General features: G+C 68.0%; 13 protein-coding genes. All 13 read left to right on the forward strand.

Features of this window, described 5'->3' with window-relative positions:
* Nucleotides 1-3 precede the first annotated feature (3 nt).
* The 13 genes from ACWRN3_RS14650 (at nt 4) to ACWRN3_RS14710 (ending at nt 15,717) form a co-directional block, all read left to right on the forward strand.
* Nucleotides 4-1,002, forward strand: a complete 999-nt coding sequence (locus ACWRN3_RS14650; protein ID WP_476741101.1) for an ABC transporter ATP-binding protein — start codon at nt 4-6, stop codon at nt 1,000-1,002.
* A gap of 1 nt (nt 1,003) precedes the next feature.
* The gene (locus ACWRN3_RS14655; protein WP_476741102.1) at nt 1,004-2,626 is read left to right on the forward strand and encodes an ABC transporter permease; all 1,623 of its coding nucleotides are present in this window, start codon (nt 1,004-1,006) and stop codon (nt 2,624-2,626) included.
* The gene (locus ACWRN3_RS14660; protein WP_224026770.1) at nt 2,623-3,129 is read left to right on the forward strand and encodes a GbsR/MarR family transcriptional regulator; all 507 of its coding nucleotides are present in this window, start codon (nt 2,623-2,625) and stop codon (nt 3,127-3,129) included. The genes ACWRN3_RS14655 and ACWRN3_RS14660 overlap by 4 nt, the downstream gene beginning before the upstream one ends.
* Nucleotides 3,126-4,142 (forward strand): magnesium/cobalt transporter CorA, encoded by a 1,017-nt coding sequence (corA, locus tag ACWRN3_RS14665; RefSeq protein WP_159636203.1) that lies wholly within the window; start codon nt 3,126-3,128, stop codon nt 4,140-4,142. The genes ACWRN3_RS14660 and corA overlap by 4 nt, the downstream gene beginning before the upstream one ends.
* A 112-nt stretch (nt 4,143-4,254) precedes the next feature.
* Nucleotides 4,255-5,607, forward strand: coding sequence for an Nramp family divalent metal transporter (locus tag ACWRN3_RS14670; RefSeq protein WP_275179723.1), 1,353 nt, complete (start codon nt 4,255-4,257; stop codon nt 5,605-5,607).
* 93 nt (nt 5,608-5,700) lie between these two features.
* A complete protein-coding gene (locus ACWRN3_RS14675) occupies nt 5,701-7,161 on the forward strand; it encodes an aminotransferase class I/II-fold pyridoxal phosphate-dependent enzyme (RefSeq protein ID WP_476741103.1) in 1,461 nt (486 codons plus the stop codon).
* 37 nt (nt 7,162-7,198) lie between these two features.
* Nucleotides 7,199-8,239 carry an o-succinylbenzoate synthase gene (locus tag ACWRN3_RS14680; protein WP_476741104.1) on the forward strand — a complete coding sequence of 347 codons (1,041 nt, stop codon included), beginning with the start codon at nt 7,199-7,201 and terminating at the stop codon, nt 8,237-8,239.
* Between the two features lie 42 nt (nt 8,240-8,281).
* Nucleotides 8,282-8,521, forward strand: a complete 240-nt coding sequence (locus ACWRN3_RS14685) for a hypothetical protein (protein ID WP_476741105.1) — start codon at nt 8,282-8,284, stop codon at nt 8,519-8,521.
* 126 nt (nt 8,522-8,647) lie between these two features.
* On the forward strand, nt 8,648-10,714 hold the full coding sequence (locus ACWRN3_RS14690) for a PhoX family protein (RefSeq protein ID WP_476741106.1): 2,067 nt from the start codon (nt 8,648-8,650) through the stop codon (nt 10,712-10,714).
* Nucleotides 10,715-10,955: 241 nt separating this feature from the next.
* Nucleotides 10,956-12,377, forward strand: coding sequence for an extracellular solute-binding protein (locus ACWRN3_RS14695; protein WP_476741107.1), 1,422 nt, complete (start codon nt 10,956-10,958; stop codon nt 12,375-12,377).
* Nucleotides 12,374-13,378, forward strand: coding sequence for a carbohydrate ABC transporter permease (locus tag ACWRN3_RS14700; protein ID WP_476741108.1), 1,005 nt, complete (start codon nt 12,374-12,376; stop codon nt 13,376-13,378). Before ACWRN3_RS14695 ends, ACWRN3_RS14700 begins: the two co-directional genes overlap by 4 nt.
* An 8-nt stretch (nt 13,379-13,386) precedes the next feature.
* Nucleotides 13,387-14,289, forward strand: coding sequence for a carbohydrate ABC transporter permease (locus ACWRN3_RS14705; protein ID WP_476741109.1), 903 nt, complete (start codon nt 13,387-13,389; stop codon nt 14,287-14,289).
* Between the two features lie 33 nt (nt 14,290-14,322).
* Entirely contained in the window at nt 14,323-15,717 is a 1,395-nt protein-coding gene (locus tag ACWRN3_RS14710; RefSeq protein ID WP_476741110.1) for a glycoside hydrolase family 32 protein, read from the forward strand.
* Nucleotides 15,718-15,735 lie beyond the last annotated feature (18 nt).

Genomic DNA, 15,735 nt, shown 5'->3' on the forward strand with positions numbered 1-15,735 from the left:
ACCATGAATACCGTTGTCCAAACAGTGGGGTTGCACAAACACTTCGGCCACGTCCGGGCCCTCGACGGGTTGGACCTGGAAGTCCAGCGCGGGGAGATCCACGGATTCCTTGGCCCGAACGGCGCGGGAAAGTCCACCACCCTGCGCGTCCTCCTGGGCCTGGCGCGGGCAACCTCCGGCTCTGCCACCGTCCTGGGATACGAGCCCTGGACCCAGGCCGTGGAACTGCACCGCCGCCTGGCCTACGTGCCCGGCGACGTCCGGCTCTGGCCCAACCTCTCCGGCGGTGAAACCATCGACCTGCTCTCGCGGCTGCGCGGCGGCGCGGCGGACGGTGCCGCGTACCGCCGGCGGAAGGACCACCTGTGCCAGGTGTTCGACTTTGATCCGGCGAAGAAGGGCCGCGCCTACTCCAAGGGCAACCGGCAGAAGGTTGCGCTGATCGCCGCCCTCGCCACCGAAGCCGAGCTCTACCTGCTGGACGAGCCCACCAGCGGCCTTGACCCGCTCATGGAGGAAGTGTTCCGCCGGGAGCTGCTCGCCGCCGTCGACCGCGGGGCCACCGTGCTGCTGTCCAGCCACATCCTCTCCGAGGTGGAGGTGCTGTGCCAGCGCGTGAGCATCATCCGGGCAGGCAGGATTGTCGACGGCGGCACGCTGGACTCGCTGCGGCACCTCACCAGGTCGGAAGTTTCCTTCGCCGCGGACGGGCTGGACCCGGAGGCCCTGGCCCGGCTGGGTGCGGTGCATGACCTGGCGCTCGACGCCGGACGGGTCCGGTTCAGCGCGGACTCGGACCGGATCGCAGAGGTCCTTCCCGCCCTGGGCGCCCTGGGCGCCCTGGGCGTGCAAGGCTTGACGATCGTCCCGCCGTCCCTGGAAGAGCTCTTCCTGCGGCACTACGGGGATACCTCCCTGGGCGCTGAAACCGGGGCCGAAACGCCTTCCGAATCCACCCACGGCTCCCGGCGGCACCTGCTGGGCGCCAGGGGGCGGAGCTGACATGGGCGTCCTCCTGGTCCTCTGGGGCCAGCGGATCCGCCGGGACCGCTGGCAGCTGCTGAGCTGGGTGGTGGCTATCGGTGCGTTTGCCATGTTCGCGGCCGCCGCCGTCACCCAGACCTACGGCAACGTGGCGAGCCGGACCGAGATCCTGCAGGTGGCCATTGCCACGCCCGCCATCCTGATGCTGCGCGGCCTGCCCCGGGGCGCAGACCAGGGCGCCTTCACGTTCTTCCTGATCTACGCGTTCATCGCCCTGCTGGCAGGCCTGATGAGCACCTTCCTGGCGGTACGCCACTCCCGGGCCGACGAGGAAAGCGGCGGCGCGGAAATGGTGGCCGCCACACCTGCCGGACGGCTGCTGCCCAACACCGCCACCCTGCTGCACGGCATCACATCCAACATCCTGGTGGCGCTCGCAGTCTTTGCCGGGTTCATGTCGCAGGGCCTGGAGCCCCAGGGTTCCCTGCTCGCCGGCGCCGCGACGGGCGCCGTCGGCCTCGCTTTCCTGGGCGTGGGGCTGCTGGTGGCCCAGTTCATGGGGACCTCACGCGGAGCGAACGGCGTCTCCGCCGCGCTGGTGGTCCTGGCCTACGTCCTGCGCGGGATCGGGGACGCCACGGGGACGCCCGGCGCCAGCGGGACCACGATGACCGAAGGGGCGGCCAGCTGGTTCTCACCCATCGGCTGGGGCCAGCAGACCTTTGCGTACTCGGGCAACCGTGGCTGGCCGTTGCTGCTGCCGGTGGGGCTGGGCGCAGGCTGCCTCGCGGGGGCGTGGCTCCTCTTGGGCACGCGCGACAGCGGAGCCAGCGTCTGGGAAGCGCTGCCGGGACGGGCAGCCGCCCGGCGGGGCCTGAGCGGTCCCGTGGCCCTTGCCCTGCGGCTGCAGGCGGGATCCATCATCGGTTGGGGCTTCAGCGGCCTGGCCCTGGGCCTGCTGGCGGGGTCGCTCGGAAAGGCGATTGCCGCCGTCGACACGCCGGACACCAACATCACGGCGATGCTGCGCGCGATGCTCCAGTCGCAGGGAACCTCACTCACCCAGCTCATGGTGTCGGTGCTGTTCTCCATGGCCGGGGTCCTGGCTGCCGCGTGCGCCCTGCAGGCGGTGATCAGGCTGCGGCAGGAGGAAGCGGCAGGGACCGCTGAACTCCTGCTGTCCGCCCCGGTGGGACGGGTCCGGTGGCTGGCCGGCTACCTGCTGCTCGGCGGGGCTGCCGTGGTGCTGGTGGTGGGCCTGGCCGGAGTGGGCGCGTGGGCCACTCTCACCGGCACCGGCGATGAATCCATGCCTGCCGACGCCCTCTGGCAGACCGCCGCCGCCCAGCTGCCGGCGGCACTGATCTACCTGTCGGTTCCGGCACTGGTGTTTGTCCTGTGGCCCGCCGCCACCATCGCCGCCAGCTGGGCCTTGCTGGCCCTTGGGGTGATGCTGGGAATCTTCGGGGCCATGCTGGGCATTGACCAAAGCCTGCGCGACCTCTCGCCGTTCGCCCACACACCAGTGCCCCGCGGCGACGCGACGGACTGGAGCGGAGCATGGTGGATGCTGTTGATTTCCGCCATTGCCGCCGCGCTGGCCGTTGCGGTGATGCGGCGGCGGGAGGTGGGTTCGGCATGAGCGCCGGCCCTGAGGTGGCAGCTGCCAGGGACACGCTGGCCACCGCGGCGTCCACCGCCGCCGCGGCCGAACGGACTGCGGCCGCGTTCGCCGCAGCAGGGTTCCCCAAGATGCCCGCCAGGACGCTGCTGGCGCTGGTGTCCTCCGAGCAGGGGAGCCTCACGGCCGCCGAACTCGCGGACCGGCTGGGCGCCAGCGCCGCCGCGGTTTCCGGCGCCGTCCGGTACCTGCAGACCGTGGGCTTTGTGCACCGGATCTCGCAGCCCGGCAGCCGCCGCGACCTCTATGCCCTGCACGAGGACGAGTGGTACGTGGTGTCCATGCGCAACAGTCCCGTCTACGAGAAGCTCGCGGCACTGACCGATGCGACAGCGGAAACACTCCCGGAGGGCTCCCCGGCACGCGCCAGGGTGGCCGAGATGGCCAGGTTCTACCGCTTCCTGAAAGCGCGGATGCCGGCACTTTTGGACGAATGGGAGCGCGAGCGGGAGGGGGAGCGGTGACCATCATCGACAACGCCGTCTACGTGAACGGGCTGCGCACCGAGGACCCGGAAGACCTTGACGAGACGTACTTCCTGCTCCGCCAGCGCGAGGGGATGGCGTGGATCGGCCTCTACCGGCCGGACGCGGAAGAACTGCAGTCCGTGGGCGAGGAATTCGACCTCAACGCCCTGGCCATCGAGGACGCGCTCGCCGGCCACCAGCGGGCCAAGCTGGAGCATTACGGGGAGTGCCTGTTCCTGGTCCTCCGGCCGGCCCGGTACCGGGATGACGTCGAGAAGGTGGACTTCGGCGAGATCCACGTCTTTGTCGGCGATGAGTACGTGGTCACCGTCCGGCATGCCGAGTCGCCGGACCTGGCCAAGGTCCGCCGGCGCATGGAGGCCATGCCGGAGTTCCTGGCTCTGGGACCCGATGCCGTGCTCTACGGCATCCTGGACCAGGTGGTGGACGAATACGAGCCCGTAGTGGCCGGCCTGGAAAACGACATTGACGAAATCGAGGACGACCTCTTCGGCGCAGACCCCGATGTGTCCCGCAGGATCTACGAGTTGTCCCGCCAGGTCATCACCTTCCAGCGGGCCACGAGTCCCCTCGCGGGAATCCTGCAGGCCCTCATGGCCGGAACCCCGGACCGCGATCAGGCCACCGAACTCAGGGACCATTACCGGGACGTCCTGGACCACGTCATCCGGCTCAACGAACGGGTGGCTTCGTTCCGCGCCTTGCTCCAGAACGCGCTCGCCGTCAACGCCGCCCTGGTGGCGCAGCGGCAAAATGACGAGATGCAGCGCATGACCGAGTCCAGCTTTGAACAGAACGAGCAGGTCAAGCGCATCTCCTCCTGGGCCGCCATCCTGTTCGCCCCCACCCTGGTGGCATCCATCTACGGCATGAATTTTGCCAACATGCCCGAGCTGGCCTGGACCTACGGCTACCCGTATGCGCTGGGCCTGATGGTGGCCATGGGCCTGGTCCTCTACCTGGCGTTCAAGCACAACAAGTGGATCTGAGCCGCCTTTCCTGAAACGGACTTCCCAGATTCATGCCCTACCATGGGCTACGAATCCTAAGCTTGCTTAGTAGTGGGGGGCTTGGCAGCCGATCGCGAGCGGAGAAGACCGGATGAGCAAGGCCGAAACCACCGTGCCACCCCACGTTGAGGGCACGGCCCCTGGCGCAGCACCCAGGTCCCTCCTGCGCCGTTTCAGTTCACTCCTCGGCCCCGGCCTGGTGACCGGTGCCGCGGACGATGACCCATCGGGGATTGCCACCTATGCAAAGGCCGGCGCCACCTTCTCCAACGGCATGCTGTGGACCGCGCCGGTGGTCCTGCCCATGATGATGGCGGTCCAGGAGATCTGCGACCGTACCGCGCTGGCTACCGGCGAAAGCCTGGGCAGGCTGGCCCGGCGCAAGTTCACCCGCCGCCCGCGGGTGGTGATCGCCGTGCTCATCATCGCCCTGCTGGTGGGCAACATCCTCAATGCCGCAGCGGACCTCATGGCAATCGGACAGGGCATGCAAATGCTTGGTGCCGGCCCTGACCACCTCTGGAGTGCTGTAGCGGGAATCGGGATTGCCGTGGCGCTCATCAGCGGTTCGTTTGCTTTCATTGCGAGGGTCTTCAAATGGCTGTGCCTCACCCTGCTGGCGTACGTCGCGGTGCTGTTCGTGGCCAACGTGGATTGGCCCGACGTCCTTGAAGGCATGCTGGGCATGAAGTTCAGTTTCGCCCCTGAATACCTTGGCCTGGTGGTCGCCGTGCTGGGCACCACCATCTCGCCGTACCTGTTCTTCTGGCAGAGCGCCCACCGGGTCCAGGAACTGCGGGCCGAGGACCACGGCGGTGACGAGGCCGTGGGCCTGAAGGACCGGCCGGACGCTGCCGCCGCCGCCCACACCCTCCGGAAGGCCCGGGCCGACGTCTTCATCGGCATGGTCTTCTCGGTCCTGGTGATGTTCTCCATCATGGCGGCCACGGCAGCAACCCTGGGCAGGGACGGCACCGAGGTGACTACGGCAGCCGACGTGGCCAAGGCGCTGGACCCTGTTGTGGGGCCGGCCGCCACCATCCTGTTCGCCGCCGGTTTCATCGGCACCGGCATCCTCGGCGTTCCGGTACTCGCAGCCTCCGGGGCAGCGGGGCTGGCCGGCCTGCTCGGCAGGGATTGGGGCCTGGACCTCAGCCCGCGGCGCGCCCCCTTGTTCTACACGCTGCTGGGGGTGGGCATTGTGGCCGGCGTCCTCATCAGCTTCTTCTCCTCCGACCCCATCGGACTCCTGGTCTTCAGCGCCACCGTCAACGGCATTGCCGCCGCCCCGTTTCTGGTGGTCACCATGCTGATCTCACGGGACAAAGCCATCATGGGCGAGTACCGCAACGGCAGGCTCGCAGCCACGCTGGGCTGGTTCACCGCCGCAGTCATGGTGGTGGCAGGCGCCGTGGGCGTCTGGACGACCCTCACCGGAGCGTAGCCCGACCGCCTCACGGTACTGCCGCCGTCGTACCCGCCCCTTTGAAACCCGTACCGCGACCCTACTGACCGATCCAACGGAAGGAACAACAGCATGGACCACAACGAAGCGCCGTTGCTGGACGCACTGGACAGCTATCACAAGTTGGACCGCTACGGCTTCACCCCGCCCGGCCACCGGCAGGGCCGCGGCGCGGATCCCCGCGTCCGGGACATCCTCGGGGCCGACACCTTCCGCGCGGACGTCCTCGCCTCGGCAGGGCTGGACGACCGCTCCTCTTCCGGCGGATACCTGAAGAAGGCAGAGCAGCTGATGGCTGATGCCGTGGGCGCCGACCAGGCCTTCTTCTCCACCTGCGGCAGCTCGTTGTCCGTAAAGGCAGCCGTCATTGCCGTGGCCGCCGGCAAAGGTGATTTGCTGGTCAGCCGCGATGCCCACAAATCCATCACGGCCGGACTGGTGTTCTCCGGTATCCAGCCGCGCTGGATCCGGCCGCGCTGGGACCCCAACCTGCATATCGCCCACCCGCCGTCACCCGCGGATGTGGAGGAGATGTGGGAACGCTACCCGGATGCGGCCGGCGCCCTGATCGTCAGCCCCACACCCTACGGCACCTGCGCGGACATCGCCGCCATCGCGAAGATCTGCCACGACCGCGGGAAGCCCCTGATCGTTGATGAGGCCTGGGGTGCACACCTGCCGTTCCACGCGGACCTGCCCACCTGGGCAATGAGCGCCGGAGCCGACGTCTGCGTGGTGTCGGTGCACAAGATGGGCGCCGGTTTTGAGCAGGGTTCCGTCTACCACGTCCAGGGGGACCTGGTGGACGCCGCGCACCTGTCCCAGTGCGCGGACCTGCTGATGACCACCAGCCCCAACGCCATCCTGTACTCGGCCATCGACGGCTGGCGCCGCCAGATGGTCCAGCACGGAACCGAACTCCTTGGCAACGCCCTGGGCCTGGCCAGGAGGCTGCGCAGCGACATCGAGGCGCTCCCCGGGATCCATGTGCTCGAGGACGAGCTCCTCGCCGAGGAATCCTCGCACGACCTGGACCGGCTGCAGATCCTCATGGACCTTTCGGGACTGGGGATCAGCGGCTACCAGGCGGCGGACTGGCTGCGGGAAAACTGCCGGATCGACATGGGGCTCAGCGACCACCGCCGCATCATGGCCACCATGTCCATGGCCGACGACGACGCCTCGGCGGAGCGGCTGCTGGCGGCGTTGCGGGCCCTTATCGACGCCGCCCCGTCACTTCCGGCCCCGCCGGAGGTTTCCGTGCCCTCGCCGTCGGACCTGGAACTGGAAACGGTTGCCCTTCCCCGGGACGCCTTCTTCGGTCCCCGCGAGGATGTGCCCGCCCGGGAAGCAGTGGGACGGGTCGCTGCCGAGCAAATCACGCCCTACCCGCCCGGCATCCCGGTGGTTGTTCCCGGCGAAAGGATCAACAAAGCCGTCATTGAGTACCTGGAATCGGGGCTAAAGGCCGGGATGGTCCTGCCCGATCCCGCCGACCCGTCGCTGGGCACCATCCGGGTGGTGCGGGAGTGACCGGGCCGCACCCGGCCTGCGGCGTACAGTAAACGGCATGCCCAACCCCGGTCTCCCGCCCGCTCCTGCCAACCCGCCCCAAGCAGTTCCCCCGCTGGCGGAACTGCTGGCCGGAGCACGCGTGGTCAGCCTGCCCATGCGGGTGAAGTTCCGCGGGATCATGCAGCGCGAATCCCTCCTGCTCCAGGGTCCCGCGGGCTGGGGCGAGTTCTGCCCGTTCCCGGAGTACGGCGACGCCGAAGCCTCCCGCTGGCTGGCTGCCGCCATCGAGGCGGGGTGGCAGGGTTTCCCGGCCCCGCTGCGGGCGACGGTTCCGGTCAATGCCACGGTCCCGGCCGTCCCCGCCCACCGGGTGCCGGACGTGCTGGCACGGTTCGGCCGGGTGGACGCCGTCAAGGTCAAGGTGGCCGAGCAGGGGCAGTCACTGGACGACGACGTTGCACGGCTTCACGCCGTCCGCGCCGCCTTGCCGGATGCTGCCGTCCGCGTGGATGCCAACGGCGGGTGGGATGTTCCAGGCGCCGTGGAGGCACTGACGCGGCTGGCGCCGGTGGGGCTCGAGTACGCAGAGCAGCCGGTGCCGTCCATCGAGGGCCTGGCCGAGGTCAGGACCCGGCTCCGAGACGCGGGAACTCCCGTGCTGATCGCCGCGGACGAGAGCGTCCGCAAGGAGACCGACCCCCTCCGCGTGGCCCGGGCCGGTGCGGCGGACCTGATCGTGGTCAAGGTGGCACCGCTTGGGGGAGTGCGGCGCGCCCTGGACATCGTGGCACAGGCCGGACTTCCCGCCGTCGTCAGTTCAGCTTTGGACACCTCGGTGGGCATCCGCGCCGGGCTGGCGCTGGCCGCCGCCCTGCCGGACCTGCCGTACGCCTGCGGCCTGGGCACCGTGTCGCTGTTCGAATCGGACATCACGCTGGACCCCTTGGTGGCCGACGACGGCGCCATCCGCCTCCGCGACGTGGCCCCCGACGCCGGGCTGCTGGAGCGGTTTGCAGCTTCCGCTGAGCGGCGGGACTGGTGGCTGGACCGGCTCCGCCGCGTCCACGCCCTCCTCACCCCATCGATTGCTCCATAACTGCCGTTTTCAAGCCCGAAAACGGCAGTTACTCAGCAGCCGATGAGGCGGTCGGCGGGACTTGGCCTTTTCGGAGCGCTGATCGTGCTGGTGCCGTACCGGGGACGCGAACGCTGGGCCTGGTACGCACTCTGGCTTTATCCGTTGTTTTGGGCGGCGCATCTCATAGGGAATCTCCCTCCGGGTTACGACCACGTCCACCAGGTGGTCTTCATCGCCCTTTCGCTCGCCGGGCTCCTGCTGCCGGTCCGCGCCTTCTTCCCGCCACGGAGCAGCCGATGAGGGATTGGGCAACGTTCCTGCAGGTCACGGGCGGTTAACCCTAACTTCATCAACTGGATGGGTTCCTGTAGGAAGCGGCTGGAAGGGTGGTCGGGCACCCCAGAGAGATTCCTTGGAAGGTTCCCCATGTCTGAAACCGCCCGCAAGTTCACCCTGCTGCCCATGCTCGGCCATACCAAGGGCAAGCGCAGCCCCGTCACGTGTGCGCTCAAGTGCGACAACGCCTGCGCCGGTGACGTCTGCAACACCAGCTCCAACAGCTACTTCCGCGACATCGCCTCCGCCACCATGTCCCGCCGCGCCGCCCTGAGCCTTGGCGCCGCCGGTGCGCTCGCCGTCGCCCTCGGTTCAGCCGTGAGCTCCGCCGAACCTGCCTCCGCCGCGGGCCTGTCCAAGGCCGCCAAGGAAGGCTTCGGCAACTCCAAGCTGCAGTTCACCGCCATCAAGCCGGTCGACAAGGCCGTCGACGCCTTTACCGTGCCGGAGGGCTTCACCTGGCAGCCGATCATCCGCTGGGGCGACCCGCTGTTCAGCGATTCCCCCGAGTTCGACCTGAACAACCAGACCGCCGCAGCCCAGGCCCGCCAGTTCGGCTACAACAACGACTACACGGACATCGTGGAAATCCCGGGCAGCAAGGGCCGCCGCGCTGTGCTGTTCACCAACCACGAGTACACCAACGAAAACATCATGGTGCCGGCTGGCTACGACCCCGTGGAAACCCGTGCCATCGGCCGCGCCGCGCACGGCCTGGCCGTGGTGGAGTTGGAGCGCAAGAACACCACCAAGCCGTGGAGCTACGTGAAGGGCGCGCCGCTGAACCGCCGCTACCTCTCGGACACCACCTACGAACTGACCGGCCCGGTTGCCGGCTCGGCGCTGGTGAAGACCGTGGCCGACCCGTCCGGCCGCGCCATCAAGGGCACGTTCGGCAACTGCTCCGGCGGCACCACCCCCTGGGGGACCATCCTCTCCGGCGAGGAAAACTTCAACGGCTACTTCGTCGCCGGCGGCACGTCAGCGGGCGACAAGCGCTACGGGCTCACCGCCAAGCCCACCGCACGCAAGTGGGAACTCGATGACCCCCGCTTCGACACCCGCAATGCCGGGTACGAGAACGAGGCCAACCGCTTCGGCTGGATCGTCGAAGTTGACCCGTTCGACCCCACCTCCACCCCCAAGAAGCGCTCCGCCATGGGCCGCTTCAAGCATGAGGGCGCGAACGTGATCGTGGCCGAGTCCGGCCACGTGGTGGCCTACATGGGCGACGACGAGAAGTTCGACTACCTTTACAAGTTCGTCTCGGCGGATAAGTACCGGGAGGGCGACCGCAGGCACAACATGAACCTGCTGTCCGAGGGCGACCTCTACGTTGCCAAGTTCACCGGCAACTCGCCCGCCGCGGAGATCACCGGGACGGGGGCGCTTCCCTCCGACGGCGCGTTCGACGGCACCGGCGAATGGCTGCCCCTGGTGGTCGGCGGAAAGTCGGCAGTCCCCGGCATGTCCGTCGAAGAGGTCCTGGTGTACACCCGCCTGGCCGCGGACAAGGTGGGCCCCACCAAGATGGACCGCTGCGAGGACGTCCAGCCCAGCCTGCACACCGGCAAGGTCTACGTGGTCTGCACCAACAACTCCGACCGCGGCACCGGCACCAAGGAAGGCGCCACGGAGGTCAACCCGCGCACGCAGAACCGCGACGGCCACATCGTGGAAATCACCGAAACCGGCGACCAGACCTCCACGAAGTTCAACTGGACCCTCCTGATGGTTTGCGGCGATCCGGCGCAGGGCGACGTCACCTACTTCTCCGGCTACCCGGCGGACAAGGTCTCGCCCATCTCCTGCCCGGACAATGTGGCCTTCGACTCCGTGGGCAACCTCTGGATCTCCACCGACGGCGCCCCCTCCGGCATCGGCTACAACGACGGCCTCTTCAAGGTCACCCTGGACGGCGCCGAGCGCGGCAAGGTGGAGCAGTTCCTTTCCGTTCCCCGCGACGCCGAAACCTGCGGCCCGGTCATCCACGATGACGAGCGCACCGTGTTCGTCTCCGTGCAGCACCCGGGCGAGGAAGGCACCTTCGAGGCGCCGCACTCGTTCTTCCCGGACTACGTCCCGGCAGGCACGACGCCGGCACCCGGCCAGGTGCGCGCGCCCCGTCCCTCAGTGGTCCAGGTGTTCCGCGGCTAACCCCTTCCAACCGGGGACGCGCCATCACCTTTGGGGGCTTTTCCGGCGACGCGCCATCACCTATGGCGGCTTTTCCGTCAACGCCCGCTCACCTTCTGCCCCTTCCGGCGGAATGGTGGGCGGGCGTTTCGGGCTTAAACGCTGCCCTACCCCGCTGCCGCGGAGGCACCCCCATGTGATGCTTGACACGTGTTAGGTCGGTCATCTACAGTTCCTAACACGTGTTAGGAAGGAAACGGACATGACCGGAGCCATAGACGGGCACCTGCGGGACATCACCCGCCGTACCGCCCTGGGTGCCCTCGGCGCGGGAATCATCGGAGCAACCGTGGCGTCGTGGCCGCGGCTCTCCGGAACGGACATTCCGGGCCGCGAAGACAACAGCCTCAGCATCGCCATCATGGGCACCGCCGCGGACGCTGCCGCCCGCCAGCGGGCCATCGACGCGTTCACCCGCCTCCACCCGGAAATCCGGGTCAAGGTCCAAGCCATCCAGGCCGTGGACTGGAAAGACTTCTTCACCAAAATCCTCACCATGGTGGCCGCGGGAACCCCGCCGGACGTGGTGTACGTGGCCACCGAGGGCGCGCAGCTGTTCGCGGAAAAGCTGGCCCACCCGCTGGACGAGTACATCCGCCGCGATGCCGCGGACATGCGCGAATTCTTCGACGACGTGCACCCCAGCCTGGTGGAAGCCTTCATGTACAAGGGCAGCCTGTACCAGCTCCCCATGGACTGGAATGCGGCCAACATGTACTACAACACGGCCGCGTTTGCGCAGGCAGGCCTGGACCGGCCGGCGGACGACTGGACCCACATCGATTTCCGCAACAGCCTCGCCGCGATGCGCAAGGCCCGGACCTCCGACTTCACGCCCTACTACTGGACCAACAGGCTCTTTGGCGGCGTGGTGCCGTGGCTCTATGCCAACGACACCAGCTTCCTCAAAGAGACCAGGTCCGCAGGCGGCGACTGGCTCTGGGACGGCTTCTACGCCAACGACCCCTCCCGCAGCCTCCGCTCCGGCGGCTACCAGTGGCTGGAACCGAACGCGAACGACGACCGGGTGTTCGAGTCGTTCGACTACCTCCGCGGCCTGGTCAAGGACGGGCTGGGCGTCCGGCCGGAAGAAGGCGGGGGCAGTTCCCTGGTGGGCCTGTTCGCCTCCAACCGGATCGGAACCACGCCCGCCGGCGGCTACTGGGTGCAGGGCCTGCATGAGGCCGGCATGGGCGCCAACGACTTCGACGTCCAGTTCTTCCCGCGCTGGAAGACCCAGCGCCACCAGTTCGGCACCGCCGGCTACGCGATCATGAAGACCGCCAAGGACAAGGATGCCGCCTGGGAATGGATCAAGTTCAGCTCCAGCCGCGAGGCGATGGAGCTGATCTTCCCCAGCCCGATCACCACGCCGGCGCGCCGCTCCATGGTCAACGAACAGCTGTATGCCGGCAAGGGTCCCGCCCACTGGAAGGTCTTCTACGACACCCTGGACCGGTTCCCCACCACAGGCCCCATCCCGGCACCACCCCAGCAGGCCGCCGTCGAAACGGCCCTGATGAAGAACGTATCCCTTGCCGTCAGCGGGGACGAGCAGCAGCTCAAGCAGGCCCTCGCATCCATGCAGCGCGACCTTGAACTTGCCCTGAGGAGGCAGTCATGAGCACCACCACTCCGCCCCGCGAACGGCCCAGGCGGGCAGCCGGCCGGGCAAGTACGACGACGGCCCGCACCCACGCCGCCAGCGGCACCAGCGGTGCCTCGGGCTCCGGAGGCCGCACCACCGGCGCCAGGCACAACCAGCGCTGGCTGGCCTGGATCTTCCTGGCGCCCACCATCCTGGGCATGGGCCTGTTCACCCTGGTTCCCATCGTGGCCTCGGTTGTCCTGGCCTTCTTCCGCTGGGACATCATCTCGGCGCCAACCTTCGTGGGCTTCGACAACTTCTCGGAAGTGGTCCAGGACCCCACCGTGCGGGTGTCCTTCCTGAACACCATCGTGTTCGTGGTGGTGGCGGTGGCACTCCAGCTGGGACTCGCCCTGGCACTGGCGGTCATGGTGCAGGAGAAGATGCCGGCGTGGCTGCGGGTATTCTTCCGGTCCGCGTTCTTCTTCCCGCTGATCCTGTCCGCCGCCTCGGTGTCCATCTTCATGCGGTACCTCTTTAACGAACAGTTCGGCGTGGTCAACTGGTTCCTGTCCCTGGTGGGCATCCCCGCCGTGCCGTGGCTGACCACACCGGGCGGATCGGCCGCCGTCGTGATCCTGGTGTACGTCTGGCAGAACTTCGGCTTCTCCTTCCTCCTGTTCATCGGGGGCCTGGCCTCCATTCCCGTCGAGACATACGAGGCAGCCGCGATTGACGGCGCCACCGGCTGGCGCAAACACCTCCACGTGACGTTGCCGCTGCTGAGTCCCACCACGCTCGTTGCCTCGGTCATGGCCATCATCAGCGCCCTGCAGGTCTTCGACCAGCCCTACGTCCTGACCCGCGGCGGCCCCGGCGACTCCACCCGCACCGCCGTCATGGTCATCTTCGAATCGGCGTTCCAGCGGCTCGAATTCGGCCAGGCGTCCGCCATCGGCGTGCTGCTCACGCTGATCATCATGGCCATCACGGCCGCACAGTTCCGGCTCAGCAAACGATTCGTCTTCTACCAGTAAGGCCAGCCATGACAACCACCACTGACCACGGCCTGGCCGGACATTCCCCCCGGCTCTCCCAAGGCCTCCCCGTCACCACGCCCAACCGGAAGAAGTTCAACTGGAACTTCGCCGTCCGGACCCTCCTGCTGCTGCTCGCAGCCGCCCTCACGCTCGGACCTGTGCTCTGGACCCTGTCAACGTCGCTGCGGTCGCCGTCGGAATCGTTCAAGCTGCCGCCGTCGTTCATTCCCTGGAACCCGGACTTCACCTCCTACGGCGAAGTATTCAAGCAGCTGAATATCTTCCTGCTGGTCCTTAACAGCGCCCTGGTCACAGGCGTGATCGCGGTGGGCCAGATGGTCTCCGCCGCCCTGGCCGGCTACGCGTTCGCCCACCTGAAATTCCGTGGTCGCGGGGCGCTGTTCTCGATCGTGCTGGCCACCATGATGGTGCCCGTGCAGGTGACGATCGTCCCCGTCTTCATGCTGATCCGCGGCATGGGCCTGTCCGACACCCTGCTCGCGCTGATCCTGCCGGCCATCCCGACGGCGTTCGGCACATTCCTGATGCGCCAGTACTTCATGGGGCTGCCGGCCGAACTCGCCGAAGCCGCCTCGATCGACGGCGCCAGCCCTTGGCGGACATTCCGTTCGGTGTACGCGCCGCTGGCGATGCCCGGCATGGCGATCGTGGGAATCCTCGCGTTCAACTTCCACTGGAACGAGTTCTTCCGCCCGCTGATCCTCACCATTTCCGAACAGAACTTCACCCTCCCGCTGGGCCTCGTCTCACTGCAGGGCAACCTGGGCACCGGCAGCATTTCGGTGGTCCTGGCGGGCGTAGTCCTGTCCATGATCCCCGCGCTGGTGGTCTTCATCTTCGGCCAACGCGCCCTGCAGGACGGCCTCACAGCCGGAACCGGCAAGTAAACCCTTCCTCCCTCAAGCCCGAAAGGCCGTTCCATGACCTCCCCGGACCTCGCCGCCGTCCATCCCGGCACCGTCATCTTCGACGACGTTGCCGCCGCCCACCCCGACCCCGCCTTCCCCCGCTTCCACCCGCGCCCGGCGCAGGGCTGGATCAATGACCCCAACGGCGTCAGCTTCATCAACGGCCGGTACCACGTCTTCTTCCAGTACAACCCGGACTCGGCCCGGCACCACAGGATCGCCTGGGGACACGTGAGCTCAGTGGACCTGGTCCGCTGGGAGGAGCACCCCGTGGCGCTTCGCCCGCAGGATGGCGGCCCCGACGAGTACGGCTGCTGGACAGGGGTGGTGACGGACGACGACGGTGTTCCCACCGCTGCCTACTCCGGCGTCCGCGGCGACGGGGGCCACTCACAGGTGGTCATCGCCCGCGGCTCGGAGGACCTTGTCCACTGGGAGCAGGCAGGCCACGTTTCCGCCACCATGCCCGCCGACGGACTGGTGACCGCAGTCCGGGACCCGTTCATTTTCCGCTTCAACGGCAAGCGGTACGCCATGCAGGGCGCCGGACTGGCCAACGGGCACGCCGCCCTGCTGCTCTACACCGTGGACGATCTGACCGACTGGAAGTACCAGGGCATTTGGCTAACCTCGGAGAACCCGGTTGCCGCCACCTTCACGCCAGCGGAGATCTGGGAATGCCCGCAGCTGGTGCAGGTGCCCGACAACAATGCCCCTGCCGGGGGCAGCTGGCTGATGATGTTCTCGCTCTGGCTCGCCGGCGACTCACACGAACACGCCAACGGCGTGGGCCACCTGATCGGATCGCTGGCCGAAGACCCCGCCACAGGGCTGCCCGTCTTCACGCCGCGGACCGGCGGAAAGTCCGATCTCGGCCGCGACTTCTACGCCCCGCAGGTGGTGTCCCTGGCGGACCGGGCCCTGTTGTGGGGCTGGGCCAACGAAGGCCCGGGGCGGGACGGGCGCCGCGGCCGCAGCCAGTCAGAGATCGACGCCGCCGGGTGGGCCGGAGTCCTGACCTTCCCGCGCGAGCTGTCGATAGTCGGCGGTTCCCTTGCGGTCAGCCCTGCCCCGGAGGTCGATGCCTACCGCGGGGAGCTGCTCGCCGGCCAGGCATCCGGGACGGCGCCGTTGCCTGCCTTCGCCGAGGCCGTGGTCACCGCAGGAATGGGCGGTGCGGTGGAATTGCTTCTGGTGGGGAACGGAAGCCGGCAGGTGGTCTTCAGCGGCAGCGCCGACGCAGGGGAGGAGCTGCGGGTGTTCGTGGATGCCTCCCTGGTGGAGGTGTACCGTTCCGGGTCGGTGGCAACCACGCTGCGTGCTTACCCGGCTGCGGGGGAGGAGTGGCACCTAAGCCTTCCCGCAGGGGCAACGGCGGACGTCTGGAGCCTGGCCAGGCCCGCGTAACCCGCTCCAAACCGTCCG

This window comes from Pseudarthrobacter sp. rb (assembly GCF_056389225.1).